We start from the raw sequence: 19,418 nt of genomic DNA, 5'->3' as shown, positions 1-19,418 counted from the left end.
TTTAATCAGTGGTTAAAGGCTCGGTTGCCCAAGCTAAAAGTTTTTTTACAGCTAATTTGTCTTTTAATGAATGTGTACCTAAAATTTTAAATTGATTTTCTCTAAAAGCAGAATCATAACCCTGATAGATAATCCCATTTTTAAAAATTGTATGAAAGCCTGAATATCCAGGCCATTTTCCAAAATTAAAATAATTGTAATTCCAACCTATTTTAACACTATAAATATCATTTGTGGCTAAGATATAATAGATAAATAATTGATTGCCGGCAGAATCTTCTTCAATAATTTCTTGTTCTGTTTCATAACCCGCAATAAAAATCTTCTGTTGCTGTACTAAAAAATCATTAAAATTTATCTGGTTGTTTTCTATCCTATTAACTAATAGGTTCATTAAAGCACTTTTTTTGTACCAATCTTTGTCGCAATATATTCTATCATATTGATCGTTATAAAAATCTGTATGCATTAAATTAAATGTTACAGCATCCTCGTTATCTAACAATTCTTGGTAACATAAAACAACCTTTTCAAAATATTCAATATTAAATACTCCTTTATGCTCAATTGTTAAAGTTATTAAGTGAAGTATCTCGGCCTCTAAGAGTTCTTCTGCATACCAAAATAAATCTTCTAGTCTTTCTCTTTCTGAGGAAGAATTTAACAGAGAAAGTTTCATATTCAACTCTTCGTTCAGAATCGTGGTTGAAATCTTTTGGTTATTGGCTAAATCAACCAAATCCATATTAAAAGCTAACTCATCAGTAAAAAACAATGCATTAGCAACTTGTTGCCTAACTGCTTTACCAATTGTTACATCTCTACTTAAGAACCTCAAACATCTTATTAATCGATAGAGTGTGATGTTTTTTATTTCCTTATCAGTTACAATATGTTTTTTGATATAAGCCAAAACAGGCAGCAATTGGAAGAGGTCAATTAATCCTAATACTCTTCCTTCATTAGCAATCCATTTTTTAGGAATTAAACCACCTATAAAGCTTTTAGGATATATATTTTTTAGATTTATATTATCACTTTCAAAAGTTCCATATAAATATTTTAAACTTTCGAAAGCTTGGTCTATATCTATTAAAGAAAAATATTCACTTTCGAGTTTTGTTTCTGTACCCCATTGTAAAGCTTTTTCAAATTTGTTTCTTAAATCATCAGTAATTGGGACTTGTTGATTATTGTTTTCATACATTTTAAGCAACTGTACCCACCTTAAGAATTCATTAAATCCATCATCAGCAGAGCTGTTCGGTCTCGTTTTATCTCTATTTTTCCAGAAAAAATCTTGCCATTGTTCCCATTTTTCGCTCCAGAACAAAGAGTTGTTTTTGATTAATTCATCATCAAATAATTTTGCTCTTATATTTTCATTATCAGCAAGTTGTTGCCCTCTAGAATTCATAGTGATGTATAATTCTTCTCCCTGAGTGGTTTCTTCAGCTTTAAAATGCCAAAACTTAATCCCAGTTTTCACAAAATCATAGTACTTTGAAATGTCGTTTTGAAAAAAATTATGAAGCAAATAAAAAACACCTGTATTTTCATTGATCCCAGCAATAGATTTTACAGTTGTATCATTAGCATAACTAGATAAAAACCAATTCTTATTTCTAATCTCTAATAAATCATTAATTGTAGTACATTTCTCTATCAATTCAATAAAAAATTGATGCGTAATTGATCTTACTCTATAATCAAATGCTATTTTTTCTTTGGCAGCATCAAACTTGAATAAAGAAATAAAGTCAGCCTTTTTATCTTCTTTAATTGCAAAATAAAATAATATTAAAACTAATGTGGTGAACCTTTGCTGGCCATCGATTAAATAAAGATCTTCTTCTCTATCATTTCCTATATAATATCCAGGCTTATATGAATAAAGAAAGCCGATATTCATTGCAGCAATAGGTTTAACTAATTTATCTAATATTTCTCTAAGTGCCTTTTTTGTTTGTTCATCGATTGCTGGATTTAAAATAGCATCTTTCAAAGTTCTTTCTTCGTCAGTTTCATCTGCTACATTAGTTAACCCTTCTTGAATATCATCTAAAAATGTATGAAACACGCCGTATTGATTTTGGCCCCAAACATATTCACGTTGTATCTCTGGTACTATTAAATTGTAAGTTTCAAGAATCTGTTTAACAGAAACTTCCTTTAAAAGTTTATTTTCGCTCATTTTGATTTGGGTGTAAAGAATTTATTAATTTCAGAATCTATATAAACACCATTTCTCAATATGTCGTCATTTACCCAATATTCGAAATCCCTATTTTTTTGATTTGGATCATTAAAATCTCTTGTGAAAACCTTAAATGTGTGAGGTTGTATAAAGTGACCTAAACTATAATATTCAATTATCCTGGATCTTTTTTCTGAATAAATTGAGTTACTTATACTTCTGTTTAAACTATTGTACAATAACACCAAATTTCCAATAGCATTTATTTTATATTCAGCAATGGTTCTATCTATATGATTTTCTAATTGTAATTGATACTTCTCACTTTGAATTAGCTTATCATAATTTTTTAGGTTAAAATGCTTTGTTTGATCCTTTTCAAACTTGTTTAGAAAGTCAATATATGCTTTTTTGTTTTTGAGCTCTTTTGGTTTTTTTGGAAAGATGTGTTCAATATCATTTTTGTCTTTGTGAAAGAAATTAAACGGCAGGTTTGGTTGATTTTCTTTTATACTCTGAATGACATCCATCAAAACCAAACTCATCACCAATTCATTTTCTTTATCCTCATACCAATTGGTATTATGGTCCTTAAAGTCAATTAATTCTTCGTCATTCCCCAAAAAGCATTTTTTCATACTACTTTTTAAGTATTCAATAAATTCATCTCTGCTTGCAACCGTTTGCCAATTAATCCATATCTCTCTAAAATTTGCTTTATTCTTCCCCCTAACATTGAAAAGAAAACCTAAATAATGATAGATCTCCTTGTTGCTATACCAATCTTGTAAAGTATAATGTAATTTTAAAATCTCTTTATATAATGCAATTGCACTGTTGGTATGTTGCTCAATAAGATCAAGCGTAAGTTTATTTTTACCTTTAGTCTCTGCATATAAGAGATACAAATAATTAATTGGATAATGTTCTTCATTAAAAAGTTTTTTATCTCCACCTATTAGTTCAGATTTTACGCTAACAAACTTTGAGAAATATCCCTTTATATTTTCAGAACCCCACCAATTGTTAATTTGGTCAAGTTCCCAACCAAGCTTAACTCTCCTTTCATTTACATAAATGATATTTTTTAAATCAGTTTCTTTTCTTGCTTCTTCTCTGGCTACCCTTGTAATTAAAATTGCCCTTATTAAATCAGAGCCATCAAGAGGAATCCGTTTGGAGTTTAAATTCCCAAAAACTTTTTCTTCACTTGTTTGACCATCTACTTCATTCACAATTATTTTTACATCATGTAAAAGTTTATTCAAGAATTTATCAATTGCAAATATTTGGTTTTCTTTATTTTTAGCTTCGAACCATCCTTCTATTGCACGATACACATTGAACATGTGTCCAATATCCTGTAAATCATATTCAGGAAATTTTTCAACATAATCTTCCCAAGTTACAGCTGGAAATTCTAGATCCTTTCTTGTTACTATCTCATTTAGAAATTGATTTGAATATTTTCTGATGGAATTTTGTGGAAACCTAACTTTTTTATTAACCAATAACTTTTCGCCCAAATAGGATAGTATTATTGTGAGCGTTGTTAAGCGTTGTTGCCCATCAATAACGTTAAACACATTATTATTAGCAACAATAGTTATGTTTTGCAAACAATAAAATTTACCATCTCCAGCAATAAAATTATCAATATCTGTTAATAATTTATTCACATTATTTGGTTCCCACTTATAACCTCTTTGGTAGTGGGGAATATTAAAATATTCTTTGTTTTTTTCTGATAAATAACCATTATCATTAAATATTTCGCTTATTGTGTATAATAGTTTTCCTGTTTTATCTTTCGTTTCCATAATCCTTAACTCACCCTCACCTTACCCGTTACCACACTATTTATTAAACTTGCCTTATATTCCTTTAACTTCTCAATTTCTTTCTCTTTTAAGGAAATGGCAGTTGCAATTTTATTCATTGCATTATCCACATATTCTGCAATTTTTTCCTGCTCTACCAATGGTGGTATTGGGATATAAATATTCCTTAATTTTGACCCATAAGTGTGCACAATAATTTCACCTTTGGAATATCTAGCTTTCTCATATTTTGCACCCTCAGTGTTTAACACATAACTTAAAAATAGATTGTTGTTTCCAAATTGCTCAAAAATGATAACATCACCACCTGCAACAGTTTTTTCATCACTAGAAAAAACCACACATTTACCGATATCCTCCATTGTTTCACCAGAACCCGTAAATAGAATATCTCCTTTTTTAATTGATATCGATTTTTTTGCAGTTTCATTTGAAATAAACCTTACTCCTTTGGTTATTTCAATATCGTACTTTGTATAAATATCTCCATATAAAATAGCAGAAACTCCATCTTCAGTTAAATCAGCTTTTGAAAAACCACCACCTTTCGAAAATTTACCAAATGACGCTAGTCTCTTAACCTCCCAATGTTCAGGTATTTCTCCAATCCATTCTACCCCGCTATCTTTTAATTTTACATTTGAGTTAATACCTTGCGTAACCGCTTTATGTATTAAAATTTGCCTGCGTTCTTTTAATAAATCAATTTGTTTTTGTTTAATAGAAATGGCATGGTCTATTTTGGCTGTTTTATCATCCAAAAATTTGGCAATTTCGGTTTGTTCTTCTAATGGAGGTATAAATGTTTTAAATGAAAAGAAATTTTCTTTAGAAATTGTATTCCTTAACCCAGTATAAAGTGGCTTCATCCGTTTTGTAGAATCCAAATTCAAATAGAAATAGTATAGAAAAATTCTGTCAAAATCATCCTGCGGTTGCATAATTGTATATGCTCCAGTTATCATCCCATCGAAACTCGAAAGCCCAACTGTCCTTGGAGTTTCTTCTACATCGAATAAGCAAAAAATAAAATCACCCTTTTTCACTTCCTGATAAGTATCAAATTCAGCTGGAAATTTACCTTGCGGGTTTTCCATATCTCTTTTTATAACACCATTTAAGGTTAAAGAGAGTAAATCATAGTCACTAGATTTTTTGCCAACTTGAATTTTCTTTAGTTTGAATATAAATTTATTAGAAAGTGCTTCCCAACTCTCAGGAATCTTTCCCAACCATTTCACACCAGAATCCTTATATACATTATATTTTGCTAGCTTAATTTCCATCATTCTTATTTTTAAGCTGTTTAGTGGTTTGTTCTAAATGTTGCACAAAGTCTTGTTCTACTTTAGAGAGTTCGTTTTTTAAGCTTTCCTTATAACTATTATAGTGTTGTTTAGCTTTAGACAAAGCTTGTTCGTGGCTAACAGTTCCGGAGTGTGTTAAAATATCATTACCCGTCATTTTCAAAAAGTCGTCAACACGTTGCAGCCAATCTTGCATGTGCATAGGTTTGCGGTTTAAGGCTTGTAATTCTGCTACCTCTAAATAAGCCGTTACCATGCGGTTAAGCACATTTAATTCTTGCTCGTTTAAATAATTTTTGGCTACAGCAATTTCTTGTTGAGTTGGTTGCAAACCTTTAAAATTGGTTAAGCCTAGAAAAGGTTTTGCGGCATCTATACGGCTATACACTACTTCTGCAGCGGTTTGTCCGTGTGCAGCCCAATGCATTTTGTTTTGTATGGTCTTAAAAAAGGTTTGCGAGGTTTCGGTATTTGGATCGTAATCTATGCTGGTTGCATAAACATCTAATACTTTGCGCCAAAATACTTTTTCAGACGAACGAATGTCTCTAATACGAGCTAATAACTCGTCAAAGTAATCGCCACCACCTGCTTGTTTCAGCAGTTCATCGTTCATAGTAAAACCCTTCACCAAATATTCCCGTAGCCTGGCTGTTGCCCATTGCCTAAACTTGGTTCCCTGCAAGCTTTTTACCCGATAGCCAACAGAGATAATCACATCGAGGTTATAATAAGTTGTTTCAACTTCTTGGGTTTTTTCTGCAATTGCACCATGTAGAGTGGTATGTCGGAATTTCCGACATACCACTTCTTTATCTAATTCCCCTTCTTTAAAAACATTATTAATGTGCTCAGTGATAGTAGTTCTACCCTTGCCAAACAATTCTGCCATTTGTGCTTGAGTAAGCCAAACGGTTTCATCCTCTAAACGGGTTTGTATTTTGGTTTGCCCATCATCAGATTGGTATAAAATTAATTCTGAATTCATACTAGGCTAGGTTTAAAATTTCACGAATTAAACCATCACTCTCATTTTCTAAAGCTAAAATATCAGCTGTTACTTCTTCAATACTGCGTAAAGGTTTATGGCGATAGAAATACTTGTTAAAGCTAATTTCGTAACCAATCTTAGTAGCATCAAGGTTAATCCACGCTTCGGCAACGTGAGGTTTAACTTCTCTTAAAAAGTAGCTATTGATGTTTTCTTTTAATGGTACGTTTTCTGTATCGCGTAAATCGCTTTCTGTTTCATAGGTTTGATACTCACCTTTATTATCGGTTAAGTAATAACCATAATCTCCCAATTGATCGGCTTTGCAACCTAAACGACTTAACAAATCACTCAATTTTTCTCCACTCAGTTTTACAATGCTTTTCTTTACTTTCTCTGCTTCTTCATCGTACCAGCTTACTGCATTTAAAATGGCATTTTTCTCACTTGCAGAAAGTTTAATTTTTTCGGCTTTTAAAACATCGTCAACTTCGTTTACAAATACATCAAAATCGCTGTAAGTTTTATCTCCGAAAGCTTTTAATAAAACTTCAGCTGTTTTTAAGATGGCTAATTGTTTTTGCCAAGTGGCTACATTAACCAATGTTTTTTCTTGTTTGGCATTTAAGTTTAATTCTTGCTTTTCTGCCCATTCCTTAATGTCCTTTTCGTGTTTACTCAAGTCTTGGTAAACTTCTTCGCCATAAGTTTCATATACATGAACCATCGCATCGTTCAAGTTTTTATCAAATCTTAAACTGGCAATCCGCTCTGCGGTAAATTGAGCATTTAAACGTTTTGGTCTTTCGATGGTTACTTTATGAAATCCGAAATCGCTATTATCAAAAACTTGAGCGGCAATTCCTTTGTCATCCGTTTTTTCAATGACTTGCATTTCGGTATAAATCTTTACAATTTCATTGATGTGTGCTGGTGCAAACTCACAGTTTTTTTGCCCAAGGTTTTTACGCAATTTTTGATAAAGCTGACCAGCATCAATGAGTTGAACCTTTCCTTTTCGATGAGCTGCTTTATTATTGCTTAAAATCCAGATGTAAGTGGTAATCCCTGTATTGTAGAATAAGTTATTTGGCATTTGCACAATGGCTTCTAACCAATCATTTTCAATAATATATCTCCTGATATTACTTTCTCCGCCACCTGCATCGCCTGTAAACAAACTACTTCCATTGTGTACAGATGCAATACGAGTTCCGAATTTACTGCTGGCTAAGGGTTTCATTTTGCTAACCATTTCCATCAAGAAAAGTAATTGACCATCAGATGAACGAGGAATAGCATCGGCATCTTCTTCTTCGCCCCAATAGTTTTTTAATTTGATCTGAAAACGTGAATCAATTACATCCTTTCCATCTTTTATATATTTCTGCTCACTTGCCCAGGATTTACCATAAGGTGGGTTAGAAAGCATAAAATCGAAAGTAGTACCCGCAAATTCATCAGTTGAAAGGGTCGAGCCTACTCGGATATTTTCAGGGTTGTTGCCCTTAATCATCATATCTGATTTGCAGATGGCATAAGTTTCATCGTTGATCTCTTTTCCGTACAAATAAACATCGCCTTTGGCTTTAATCTCTCCATCTTCATCTTTAATAAAGTTTTGAGATTCTGTCAACATCCCTCCAGAACCACAGGCCGGATCGTAAATGGTCATTACCGGTGGCAGGTTATTTTTTATGGGGTCGAAAATAATGTGCGTCATTAAATCAATTACTTCACGAGGGGTAAAGTGTTCCCCTGCTTCCTCATTGTTTTCTTCGTTGAATTTTCTAATTAATTCTTCGAAAACATAACCCATACCCAAGTTAGAAAGTGGTGGTAATTTTCTACCATCAGGATCTAATTTTTGAAATGGGGTTAGGTTAATGTATGATGAGGTAAATTTCTCTAAGACATCTAGCAATACATCTTTAGTTGCCATGTGGCGCACCTGACTTTTTAGCTTGAATTTTTCAATAATTTCTTTGACGTTATCGCTAAAGCCATTTAAATAATCTTCGAAATTTGCTTGTAATATCTGCTGACTATTGGTTGCTGTATCGTGCAAACGCTGTAAAGTCCACTCACTTGTATTGTAAAAAACATAACCTGATGCTTGTTTCAAACCACCCTCATCCCATTCAGTAAACTTAGCTTCGTCTCTTTGGAAGGTTAATTCTTCTAAAACTGCTTCTTTGGTTGGTTCTAGTAATGCATCTAATCTCCTTAGCACTACCATTGGCAAAATCACATCACGGTATTTACCACGAACGTAAACATCTCGTAAGCAGTCATCTGCAATAGACCAAATAAAGGAAACTAATTTATTGTGTACAGCTGTATTCATTTATAATTTTTGGAAGTTGTTTATTTCAAACTTATCGCCCTAAAATAGGAAATATTTACTGTACAAGGGTATTTGTAAAAATTATGAACATTTGAGTTAAAAGGTTGAGTTGTGGAGTTGATAAGAAGAACGTTTTCCTGGAGTTTGTTCGCCTTCTTTACTAGTTGTTTGTTTCTTGAACCTACTCCATTTTACATCTTACATTTTCCTTTTTCCATTTAAGCTGTCTTCTCCCACATTCCTCCCAGATTCCTTCGAGGAATCGGCCTTTAAAGCAACGTTTCTCGAACAAGTCTCGAACAAGTCTCGAACAAACCTACATTTAAATCGTTCAAAACAGGTCAAAACTGTTCAAATGCGGTCACGCCGTTTCCCAATGCTACAGGCTATGGATTTTCATTTTACATTCGTTTCAACGTTATTCGTTCTTTGATTTATTATATTGATTTCCCGATTATCGGGACCGTTTGCTTTAGCTGACGGAATGAGATGGTTTTCTATTCGTTAACATTAAAAGCCATTATTCATTTAAGCAATAGTTCGGAAAATCCGAACAGTTGCAAATTGATAGCGTCGACTGGGTTTGCTCAACATTGTATCATTGCCGTTTGCTTTAGCTGATTGAACTAGCTGAATTTCTATTCGTTAACATTAAGGGATTAAGGTAATTAAGTGCAGGAGGCCGAACTTTTCATTTTTCAAACTTGTTGTTAATCAATTTATTAAAAAACAAAAACCTCCCCTCCGATATAAAATCGGAGCAGGCACTTACCCTCTCCTTGAGGGGGATAACATTTTCCCTACCTTGCAATTGCAAGATCCTCTTTAAAGATTTTGTATTTAGCTCTTGATCTTTCGAACCTCTTCTATTTTCCCTCTTCCATTTTACATTTCACATCCACTTATCTTTCGGATTTCTTACAACTTCCCTCCATTTCCCATTCACTTTATCCCCCTCACTTTACTTCTTGTCCGTTTTTATCGATATAAAATTTCCTACCATTTACTTCTACCGCTGCTTTTCCCTTGAAAAACCCATTGGCCTTATCGTAGTTAAAGTTAAGCACTGTCTTTCCTGTCGTATCAATAAAGCCATATTTTCCACCTTGTGGTAAGCCAGAAAAAGCAGGACTTGCACCAATGTTTACCGCAGCAAGGCCTTTCCGAAAGCTATTGGCATAATCGTACTTCATCGGAATAACCAACTTCCCTTGAGTATTAATGAAGCCATATTTGTCGTTGTTCATCACTACAGCTAATCCCTGATAAAAATCTTGTGCTTTTTGGTAGGCTGTATAAGGAATAACCAGATTTCCAGTTTTATCAATATAGCCCCATTTAGAATCTCCATAAACACTTGCCAAGCCTTCACTAAATAACCCAACAAACTCAAACTTAGCTGGGATTACAAAACTTCCGGTTTTGTCAATAAAGCCATATCGTTTTACCGTACTATACCCTTGTGGTACCTCAACAGCTACACGTGCCAAACCTCCGTTAAAATTAGAAGCATCTACGAAATTCATTGGTATTACAATTTTACCAGTTTGATCTATAAATCCATCTTTATAGTTGGAAGTCCTTAATACCGCTAATCCTTCACTAAAATCTCCTATGAACTTATAATTAATTGCCAAAATTTCTTTACCTGTAGCATCTATTAAGCCAGATTTGTAGTTTAATTGAACCACGTACAGGTTCACATTTTCTTTCCAATTAATAGCATCGTATTTTGCTGGCACAACTACTTTGTTATCCTTGTCTTTTAATCCGTATTTAGACACGGTGTTATCCCAATATTATGTTAAACTTTGAGCATAGGTGGTTTCCCACGCTAAGGTGCATAGGAAAATGGCGAATAAAAACCTTTTCATTTTATTAAATTTTATTAAACTTTTTAGACCACAAATTTATATGAGCAGAACAAAATTGTCAATACTAATTTTTAGGTAGATAAATTTTTTCTCTCAGAATTTCCTGTTGTATACTTTTCTCAAAGGGATGCCAACAGCATAAACATTTTCCCTTTTCCATTTCACATCTTCCATCTTACCTCAATTAGAAATACCCACTTCTAGGTATTTTTTCATTCCTTATTTAAAAGTAATTTTAGCTATTCATTAACATTAGTGGATTTTAAAACTTCGATATGAAACTCAAATTAACGTTCAGTTTACTTATCCTTTTATTTGCTGTTGCAACAGTTAATGCTCAAAAAAAACATGCGCTAATTTTTGCCATAGGCGATTATCCTGAAGCAGGTGGTTGGAGCAAAATTTCTAGTGCTCAAGATGTGGGCTACATTAAAAACACTTTAGCCAAACAAGGTTTCCCTGCAAATAATGTTAAAGTAGTTGCAGATTCTGTAGCAACAAAAGAAGGCATTAAAGCTGCTTTTGAAAATTTGATCAGTAGCGTTGGCAAAAAAGATGTGGTTGTGATACATGTGTCTTCTCATGGGGAACAGGTTGCAGATGACAATGACGATGAAGCTGATGGTTATGATGAAACTATAGTTTCTTACAATGCTACCCTTGCTATGGGAGCCGATAAGACCGCTATTGCAAGAGGTACTTTAAGCAAAGCTGAATATGAAAAACTACAGGTCAATTATTTTAGAGATGATGAATTTGGCGCTTATATTCAGCGTCTAAGAGCCGCCTTAGGTAATGAAGGTGATGTAGTGGTATTCATGGACAACTGTCATTCTGGATCAGGAACTCGTGGTTCTGCGCAAACAAGAGGAGGAAAACCAGCACTGGTGTATAGTGGCTTTGATCGAAAATTTAGAAAAGAAGCTGGTGAAGAGGTTTTTAAGGAAAGTACGGCATCTCGTGGTAATGATAAAGATTTAGCAACTTATGTGGTTGTTTCTGCAGCCTTGGCATCTGAATTAAATTTTGAAACCACCGGTGATGATAATGTAGGTATGGGTTCATTAACTTATGCCATTAGCAAAGTATTCGAAAATCTAAAACCAGGTACAACCTACCGCACTTTGTTTGCTAACATACAAGCCATCATGAACGAGAAAGTACCAGGTCAGCATCCTGTACTGGAAGGTAATGGCCTAGATAGAACATTATTTGGTGGTGCTTTTGTAGATCAAAAACCTTTTATCGAGGTAGAAAAAATTAACAACCCATTAGAGATTTTAGTGAGGGCGGGATCATTTGCAGGTTTAAGCGTTGGAGCAAAGGTTAATATTTATCCATCAGGAACAATTGACCCAAGTAAATCAGTGGCTTTGGCAAAAGGGGTTGTAATTAAATCAACCAATTACAAGGCAACCATCAAGCTAGATAAAATTACAAAGCTTACACAGCCAAGTCAAATGTATGTGTTTATCTCAGAGCCATTGTTTACTACCAAGCCAATTGTAGTGGGTTTTTCTCCAAAATCTAGAGGCAGTCTTGCTTACACAGCAGAAGAAACAGCCAGAATAACTGCGGCGCTTAAAAAATTGCCCTTAGTAAGTCTGGTAGGTGAACCAGAGTTATTAATTGTAAAAGGACAAGGTAGCGACACCATCAGCATTGCTGCTAATGGTTATCGTTTCACTGATATCCCAACAGCAACAGATACTATTGCTTTAAAAGGAGCTATTAATAGATATGCTCAATATAAGCTATTAGAGAAATTGGTATTAAAAGACTCAACTATCATGGCTCAAGTAAAATTAATTCCAGTGGTAGATGGAAAACCAGATGAGGCTGCAATGAAAGCTAAATTTGATGATCGAACTTATAACTTCGTAGATGGGGACAAGGTGATGTTGTGGATAAAAAATACTGGTAAAAAAGCGGTATACGTGAATATCCTAGATTTACAACCCAATGGAATTATCAATACATTTTTACCTAATAAAGAGCAAGAGATTTATCCTGGAGATTTAAGAATAGAACCTGGGCAAACCAGAATTTTTGACAAGTATGAAATAGAACTAGGCGAACCTTTTGGCACCGAAGTTTTAAAGGTATTTGTAACCTCAAAAGAAATTAACCTTGAGGGATTAGCCACACCAAGAGCAGCTAGAGGTGATACCGGTAAAAAAGGAGTTTTAAGTATGTTGGAAGGATTGGTAGATCAATCGAGTACCTCAGCTACCAGAGGACCAAAAGTAGTTTCAGTTAAGGAAGCCGAAGGCAGTGTTTACAATATCATATACACACTAAAAGAAAAACAATAAACCAAACAATAAGAAAATTAGTTTTAGGGGAAGAAGGAAGGCTGCATCGAAAGGTGCGGTCTTTTTTATGCAAACACCTTACCTAAGTATTACCATAACTACAGATAAAAAATATTATTTTTGCGCTTTAATTTTGAGCTTTGGCCTTTGCGTTAGACTAACCCCAAACGCTAACCCCTAACCCCTAACCCCTAACCCATCAATGTACAATCAAGATACCATCATCGCTTTATCAACTCCACCAGGCAGCGGCGCCATTGGCGTAATCCGTTTATCTGGGCCAGATGCCATAAAACTAACCAATGAAGTTTTTGCCGGTAAGGACTTGACAAAGCAGGCATCGCACACTTTACATTTCGGATTGATTAAAGATCAAGAAATCATAGTTGATGAAGTAGTAGCAGGTTTGTATGTGGCACCCAGATCTTACACCAAGGAAAACGTGGTAGAAATCTCTTGTCACGGTTCTAACTATATCATTCAGCAAATTTTAAACCTGTTGATTAAAAAAGGTGCAAGAGCAGCCAAACCAGGCGAATTTACCTTAAGGGCTTTTTTAAATGGGGCGTTCGATTTAAGTCAGGCAGAAGCCGTAGCCGATTTAATTGCATCAGATAGCAAGGCATCCCACGATGTGGCCTTACAGCAAATGCGTGGAGGATTTTCTAGCGAACTAAAAGAGCTTCGTGAGCAATTGATTCACTTTGCCTCTATGATTGAATTGGAGTTAGACTTTGCAGAAGAAGATGTAGAGTTTGCCAATCGCGACCAGTTAAAAGCATTGATTTTACGTCTCATATCTCACATCTCAATACTTATATCTTCTTTTGAGCTAGGTAACGTACTTAAAAATGGTGTTCCCATTGTTATTGCTGGTAAGCCCAATGTAGGTAAATCAACTTTGTTAAATGCCCTATTAAATGAAGACAGAGCAATTGTTTCTGATATTGCAGGTACTACAAGAGATACCATTGAAGATGAATTGAACATCAATGGCATTATATTTAGGTTTATAGATACCGCAGGTATTCGCGATACCGCTGATATTATTGAAGCAAAGGGTGTAGAGCGTACGTTAGAGCGCATGAAACAAGCTAAACTGATACTTTACATGGCAGATGCTTTACAAACGCCCAATGAACTGGAAGAACAATTAACCGACTTAAAGAAAATAGATATCCCCTATTTAGCTATCGTTAACAAAGCTGATTTATTTACTGATCAACAAAAAGCTGCTTTTGAAAAACAACAAGTTTTATTCCTGTCGGCTAAAGAAGGCATTGGTGTAGAAGAATTAAAGACCAGTTTATTGGAAAAGGTAAACCTACACTCCATCAATACCAGCGAAACGTTAGTGACCAATATTCGCCACGTAGAAGCTTTAAAAAACACAGAAAAGGCATTGGCCAATGTGCTTAACAACATTGATAATCCAGTTACTTCAGATTTTTTAGCAATGGATATCAAACAAGCACTTCATTACTTGGGAGAGATTACGGGTATGGTAACTACCGATGATTTACTGGAGAATATCTTTAGTAAGTTCTGCATCGGGAAGTAAAGTCCGAAAGTTGATCGGCCGAAAGTCCGAAAGATAATGTACGTCGATCAATTAAAGGTTGATAAAAATTAATTTTTAAACCTTATTAAAAAAGAAAGTCCAGAAGTTTTAACTCCCAGACTTTCTCTTTCAGTCTATAGACCATGGACTATCGACGCTCTTAATAATTCCCAGTCACCCCTACTTCCAAACCTCTCAGTTCGGCTAAACCACGTAAGCGGCCTATGGCAGAATAACCTGGATTAGTTACTTTATTTAAATCATCTAACATTTGGTGACCATGATCTGGTCTAAATGGCATTGGCGTATCTCTTTTTGCATTTTCAGCAGTGATGGCCTTCATGACTTCATACATGTTCACATCGCCACCTAAGTGGTCTGCTTCATAGAAATTACCTTCTTCATCTTTGGCTACATTACGCAAGTGCAAGAAATACACACGTTCTTTAACCGCTTCGAAGATATCAACCAGATCATTATTCATACCAGCACCTAACGAACCAGTGCAATAACAAATGCCATTAAAAGGTTGATCAACGCGTTTTAAAATATCTAATAAATCTTCTTTGTTACTTGCAATACGAGGTAATCCTAAAATTGAATAAGGAGGATCATCTGGGTGGATGGTCATCTTGATTCCGTTTGAAGTACAGGTTTCAGCTATTTCTGATAGGAACCAAGCTAAATTCTCCCTCAAGCCATCCATACCAATGGTTTTATAGGTGCCAATGCTTTCACGTAACGCTTCCATTTCAATTTCCTTTTCATTCGGAATACCCATCAAAACGTTTATACGTAATTCATTAAGTTCTTCTTTGGTCATTGATTCGAACCTAGTTTTAGCTTTCTCCAAAATATTAGCTGGATAATCGTTTTCAGCTCCTTCTCTTTTGAAAAGATACAAATCAAAAACTGCTAAGTCTGTCCAATTGAAATATAATGCTTTAGAACCATCTGCCATGGTTAAGTCAAGCTGAGTTCTAGTCCAATCTAACACTGGCATAAAATTATAACACACGGTTTTAATGCCGCAAGCTGCCAAATTTTTCAAAGAGGTTTTATAATTCTCAATGTATTTTCCTGCATTAGCATTGCGTGTTTTAATCGCTTCATGCACAGGCACGCTTTCTACCACTGCCCATGTTAAACCTGCGGCTTCAATAATTGCTTTTCTCTCTTTAATGTCTTCTAAAGGCCAAATATCGCCATGCGGAACATGATGTAAAGCGGTTACAATGCCTGTTGCTCCTGCTTGTTTAACATCTTGTAATGAAACTGGATCTACCGGACCATACCAGCGCCAAGTTTGTTGTAGTTTATGATTAGCCATTTTCGTATTGAGATTTGCGTATTGCGTATTGCGTATGGAGATCAATTGCAAAACACATAACGATAGTTAACATTTAATTTGACGACCAATATAACTCAAAAATAAAATTAGTACCACCTTATCATTGATAAAAATTTACGGAAACGTTAGCGTAATATGAGATTGGGGTGGTGAGATTGGAGATTGGAAACCTTAATAGTTTGTGAGAGCCTTCTCACAATTGTTGAATTGTTGTATTGCTAAATTGTTTACCTAGCATCTCCAAAGTCTAAGCCCTAAACTCTAAACCCTAAACTCTAAACTCCCAACTCCAAACTCATTTCATTTCAAAACTCGACTCTAACTTAATCCCATCTGACGAACCGCCAACCATTACTTTAAAATCTCCTGCTTCTGTAACCCAACCTAATTTCTCCTTAAAGAATTTCAATTTATCTGGTGTTAAGGTAAAAGTGATTGTTTTGCTTTCTCCAGGATTTAATTTCACTTTGGCGAAATCTTTTAATTCTTTAACTGGTCTTACTAATGAGGCAAACCTATCTTGAATGTAGAGTTGTGCTACCTCTTCTCCAGCAACTTTACCACTGTTAGTTAAAGTGAAACTTACGTTAACTGTTTCATTTTTCAATGGAACTGCTTTGTCTAATTTTAAATTACTATAGGTGAAGTTGGTATAACTTAAGCCATAACCAAAAGCAAATTTAGGATCGTTAGGTGAATCGATATAAGCAGATTTATAAACAATATCTGTTGGTTTGGTAACTGGTCTTCCAGTATTATAATGATTATAGAAAATTGGGATTTGTCCTACACTTCTAGGAAAGCTCATTGGTAATTTACCAGATGGATTATAATCGCCACTCAATACATTCGCAATAGCATTACCACCTTGATCTCCTAAAAACCAAGCATAAACCACTGCATCGGCTTTATCAGCTATGCTATTGAATACCAATGGTCGCCCAGCCATGATGACCACAATTACTGGTTTACCTGTTGCTTTAATGGCATTAAATAGTTCTTCCTGTTTGCCAGGCAAGCTGATGTCTGCACGAGACTTAGCTTCTCCACTCATGTCCCAAGTCTCTCCTAAGACCATTACCACTGCATCAGCATTTTTTGCAGTCTCTACCGCAGCTGCAAAACCATCCATTTTGGCGCCTTGAACTGCTGTACCCTCAGCATAAGTAAATTTAGTGTTCGTAAATTTGGCTTTCATACCTTCATGCACACTTACAATGTTTGCCGTATCAGCATAAACTACCCAACTACCAGCTTGGTCTCTTTTGGCATTAACTAGCGGACCAATTAAGGCAATGTTCTTAATGCTTTTTTGCAAAGGAAGAACAGCATTATTGTTTTTCAACAACACGATAGATTTTTGAGCTGCAGCTAAAGCAATTTCTTTATGCTTAGGATCATTCATTACTTTCGCCTCACGTTTTTCATCAGAGAATTTGTAAGGATTATCAAATAAGCCTAATTCGAATTTTTTATAAAGTATACGTCTTACTGCATCATCAACAAACTTCACATCAACCTTGCCACTTGTTACTAACTTCTCTAACTCCTTTTTGTAGGCTTCGCTTTCCATGTCCATGTCACTACCAGCCACAATTGCCTTCTGAGCCGCCTCACTCATATTTTTAGCGAAACCCCAAGGAATCATTTCTTTAATTGAACCCCAATCGCTTACCACAAAACCCTTATATTTCCATTCGCCCTTTAAAATATCACGTTGCAAATAAGAATTTCCAGTAGCTGGAACACCGTTGATGGTATTAAATGAATTCATAAAAGTAGCCACCCCAGCATCGGCCGCGGCTTTAAATGGAGGTAAATAAATCTCATTTAATAATTGCTCACTCATGTCTACTGGGTTATAATCTCTTCCCGCGATTGCGGCACCATAGGCGGCAAAATGTTTAGCACAAGCCATAATCGCATCAACACCACCAAGTTTGCTTCCCTGAAAGCCTAAAACCCTTGCTCTAGCAATTGCTGAACCTAGGTAAGTATCTTCTCCTGCGCCTTCCATTACTCTGCCCCAACGTGGATCACGAGCAATATCTACCATAGGTGCAAATGTCCAATGGATACCTGATGAGGCTGCCTCTTCTGCTGCTACGTGAGCAGTTTCTCTAATTGCGGCCATATCCCATGATGCAGATTCTGCTAATGGAATTGGAAAAACAGTTTTATATCCATGAATAACATCCAAGCTAAACAACAAAGGAATTTTTAAGCGAGATTGTAAGGCAACAGCCTGAATTTCCTTTGTATCCTTAACACCTTTTACATTTAACATTGAACCTACCATTCCAGATTTAATGTCATTTAGTAGGTAACTCTTTCTATCACTAGTTGGTCCCGTAACCTCTTTACCAGAATATTGGTTTAATTGACCAACTTTTTCTTTTAAAGTCATCAATTTCATCAAAGAATCAACACGTTGATCTATCGATTTCTTTTGGGCATAAATTTTTGGGGTTAAACCGATAATGAGTAGTAGTAGGGTAAGGCGTGAAATTTTATTCATCTTCTATTTTAATTTGTTTTCTATTTTTTACTAAAGTAGCCGTATAGCTTTTGTTTATGGTTTTTATAACCCCATCAAAACCACAACAACTGTTAATTATTTTACGCCATCCAGTATTCCTTGATAGGCGGGTTTTCGTTTGTATTGGGCATCAAAAGGAAGGGGCCAATCTGGTCTATTGTATGTGCTCGGTATCCAACTATCACCATCAGTTACATTCCAAGTTGTAATTCCAAATTGTTGTGCTTTAGGAATTGCGTAATAGGTTTTAACGATGAATTTATACTTGGCTGCTTGCTGTTCTGCCAAAGTTGCAGTGTAGGTTAAATTTTTATCACTGTTAGGATTTACAGTCATATCTAACTCAGAAATATGTACCAGTAATCCAGTTGCAGCAGCTGAAGTAATTGCTGAAGTAATATCAGCATCAGGTTGATTATAACGTGTATGCATTTGTAAACCTATACCGTGAATAGGGATACCTCTTTGCTTAAGGTCATTCACCAAATTTAATATGGCAGTCCTTTTTACAGGGCTATAATCGTGTCCGTAATCGTTATAGAACAACAATAAGCTAGGGTCCGCCTCATGTGCATATTGAAATGCCTTTGCTATATACGCTGTGCCTAATTTCTGTAACCAAATGGTATTTCTATAACCACCATTTTCATCTATGGCTTCATTAACTACATCCCATGATGAAACCTTTCCTTTGAAATGAGTAACCACAGTTTGGATATGTGTTTTCAACAGATTCTCCCAAGCTTGGGTATCGCCAGAAAAATTAGTTACCCAACCTGGCACTTCCTGCCAAATTAAAGTATGGCCATGCATTCGTTTACCATTTGCTTGCGCTAAGGCAACTATTTCATCAGCATCTTTCCAATTGTAAGTATCTTCTAAAGGATGTAATGCCCAAAATTTCATTGCATTTTCTGCTGTTAAGCTACTATACTCTTTAATAACCAAGGCTTTGTAATTGGAATTTGACCTTAAAAGTTCGGCACTAACAGAAGCTCCAAACTTAAAAGGCATGTCTTTTAAAGTGCTTTTTGGTGATTGAAGGGGCAGATCCCTTAAAATGCCATTTACTGGGTTTAAAATTGGATCAAGCAT

The 19,418-nt window shown here is 35.1% G+C and carries 11 protein-coding genes; 2 read left to right on the top strand and 9 right to left on the bottom strand.

Translation table 11 applies throughout. The features are described 5' to 3' along the window. Position 1: 1 nt before the first annotated feature. The 6 genes from R2Q59_RS03865 to R2Q59_RS03840 all read right to left on the bottom strand — a co-directional run bounded on the left by R2Q59_RS03865 (position 2) and on the right by R2Q59_RS03840 (position 10,467). Positions 2-2,194, bottom strand: a complete 2,193-nt coding sequence (locus R2Q59_RS03865; protein ID WP_316783816.1) for a DUF262 domain-containing protein — start codon at positions 2,192-2,194, stop codon at positions 2-4. Beyond that, on the bottom strand, positions 2,191-4,017 hold the full coding sequence (locus tag R2Q59_RS03860; protein WP_316783814.1) for a DUF262 domain-containing protein: 1,827 nt from the start codon (positions 4,015-4,017) through the stop codon (positions 2,191-2,193). Before R2Q59_RS03860 ends, R2Q59_RS03865 begins: the two co-directional genes overlap by 4 nt. A 5-nt stretch (positions 4,018-4,022) precedes the next feature. Next, on the bottom strand, positions 4,023-5,327 hold the full coding sequence (locus tag R2Q59_RS03855) for a restriction endonuclease subunit S (RefSeq protein WP_316783810.1): 1,305 nt from the start codon (positions 5,325-5,327) through the stop codon (positions 4,023-4,025). Continuing rightward, on the bottom strand, positions 5,314-6,333 hold the full coding sequence (locus tag R2Q59_RS03850; RefSeq protein ID WP_316783809.1) for a virulence RhuM family protein: 1,020 nt from the start codon (positions 6,331-6,333) through the stop codon (positions 5,314-5,316). Before R2Q59_RS03850 ends, R2Q59_RS03855 begins: the two co-directional genes overlap by 14 nt. A gap of 1 nt (position 6,334) precedes the next feature. Next, entirely contained in the window at positions 6,335-8,683 is a 2,349-nt protein-coding gene (locus tag R2Q59_RS03845; protein WP_316783808.1) for a class I SAM-dependent DNA methyltransferase, read from the bottom strand. 956 nt (positions 8,684-9,639) lie between these two features. Beyond that, on the bottom strand, positions 9,640-10,467 hold the full coding sequence (locus tag R2Q59_RS03840; protein ID WP_316783807.1) for a WG repeat-containing protein: 828 nt from the start codon (positions 10,465-10,467) through the stop codon (positions 9,640-9,642). A 365-nt stretch (positions 10,468-10,832) separates the two neighbouring features. Here R2Q59_RS03840 and R2Q59_RS03835 point away from each other — a divergent pair, with 365 nt between their 5' ends. Continuing rightward, positions 10,833-12,872, top strand: a complete 2,040-nt coding sequence (locus R2Q59_RS03835) for a caspase family protein (protein WP_316783806.1) — start codon at positions 10,833-10,835, stop codon at positions 12,870-12,872. A 202-nt stretch (positions 12,873-13,074) separates the two neighbouring features. After that, on the top strand, positions 13,075-14,433 hold the full coding sequence (gene mnmE, locus R2Q59_RS03830; RefSeq protein WP_316765850.1) for a tRNA uridine-5-carboxymethylaminomethyl(34) synthesis GTPase MnmE: 1,359 nt from the start codon (positions 13,075-13,077) through the stop codon (positions 14,431-14,433). 160 nt (positions 14,434-14,593) lie between these two features. On the opposite strand, the gene uxuA is transcribed toward mnmE, so the two are convergent. The 3 genes from uxuA to R2Q59_RS03815 all read right to left on the bottom strand — a co-directional run bounded on the left by uxuA (position 14,594) and on the right by R2Q59_RS03815 (position 19,418). Beyond that, the gene (uxuA, locus tag R2Q59_RS03825) at positions 14,594-15,763 is read right to left on the bottom strand and encodes a mannonate dehydratase (protein WP_316783805.1); all 1,170 of its coding nucleotides are present in this window, start codon (positions 15,761-15,763) and stop codon (positions 14,594-14,596) included. Positions 15,764-16,079: 316 nt separating this feature from the next. Continuing rightward, positions 16,080-18,302: a beta-glucosidase BglX gene (bglX, locus tag R2Q59_RS03820; RefSeq protein WP_316783803.1), complete on the bottom strand. Its 2,223-nt coding sequence runs from the start codon at positions 18,300-18,302 to the stop codon at positions 16,080-16,082. A 96-nt stretch (positions 18,303-18,398) separates the two neighbouring features. Next, entirely contained in the window at positions 18,399-19,418 is a 1,020-nt protein-coding gene (locus R2Q59_RS03815) for an endo-1,4-beta-xylanase (protein ID WP_316783801.1), read from the bottom strand.

The sequence above is a fragment of the Pedobacter frigiditerrae genome (genome assembly GCF_032678705.1).
Taxonomy (GTDB): Bacteria; Bacteroidota; Bacteroidia; order Sphingobacteriales; family Sphingobacteriaceae; genus Pedobacter; species Pedobacter frigiditerrae_A.
Note: the sequence above shows the minus strand (reverse complement) of the source record. Positions and strands in the feature narration are given on the sequence as shown.

What these genes read in the sequence shown, in the direction of transcription:
- R2Q59_RS03860 (WP_316783814.1), bottom strand. Translation starts at nt 4,017, where the DNA reads ATGGAAACGAAAGATAAAACAGGAAAACTATTATACACAATAAGCGAA.
- uxuA (WP_316783805.1), bottom strand. Translation starts at nt 15,763, where the DNA reads ATGGCTAATCATAAACTACAACAAACTTGGCGCTGGTATGGTCCGGTA.
- R2Q59_RS03850 (WP_316783809.1), bottom strand. Translation starts at nt 6,333, where the DNA reads ATGAATTCAGAATTAATTTTATACCAATCTGATGATGGGCAAACCAAA.
- R2Q59_RS03865 (WP_316783816.1), bottom strand. Translation starts at nt 2,194, where the DNA reads ATGAGCGAAAATAAACTTTTAAAGGAAGTTTCTGTTAAACAGATTCTT.
- mnmE (WP_316765850.1), top strand. Translation starts at nt 13,075, where the DNA reads ATGTACAATCAAGATACCATCATCGCTTTATCAACTCCACCAGGCAGC.
- R2Q59_RS03855 (WP_316783810.1), bottom strand. Translation starts at nt 5,327, where the DNA reads ATGATGGAAATTAAGCTAGCAAAATATAATGTATATAAGGATTCTGGT.
- R2Q59_RS03815 (WP_316783801.1), bottom strand. Translation starts at nt 19,418, where the DNA reads ATGCTTGATCCAATTTTAAACCCAGTAAATGGCATTTTAAGGGATCTG.
- R2Q59_RS03835 (WP_316783806.1), top strand. Translation starts at nt 10,833, where the DNA reads ATGAAACTCAAATTAACGTTCAGTTTACTTATCCTTTTATTTGCTGTT.
- R2Q59_RS03845 (WP_316783808.1), bottom strand. Translation starts at nt 8,683, where the DNA reads ATGAATACAGCTGTACACAATAAATTAGTTTCCTTTATTTGGTCTATT.
- bglX (WP_316783803.1), bottom strand. Translation starts at nt 18,302, where the DNA reads ATGAATAAAATTTCACGCCTTACCCTACTACTACTCATTATCGGTTTA.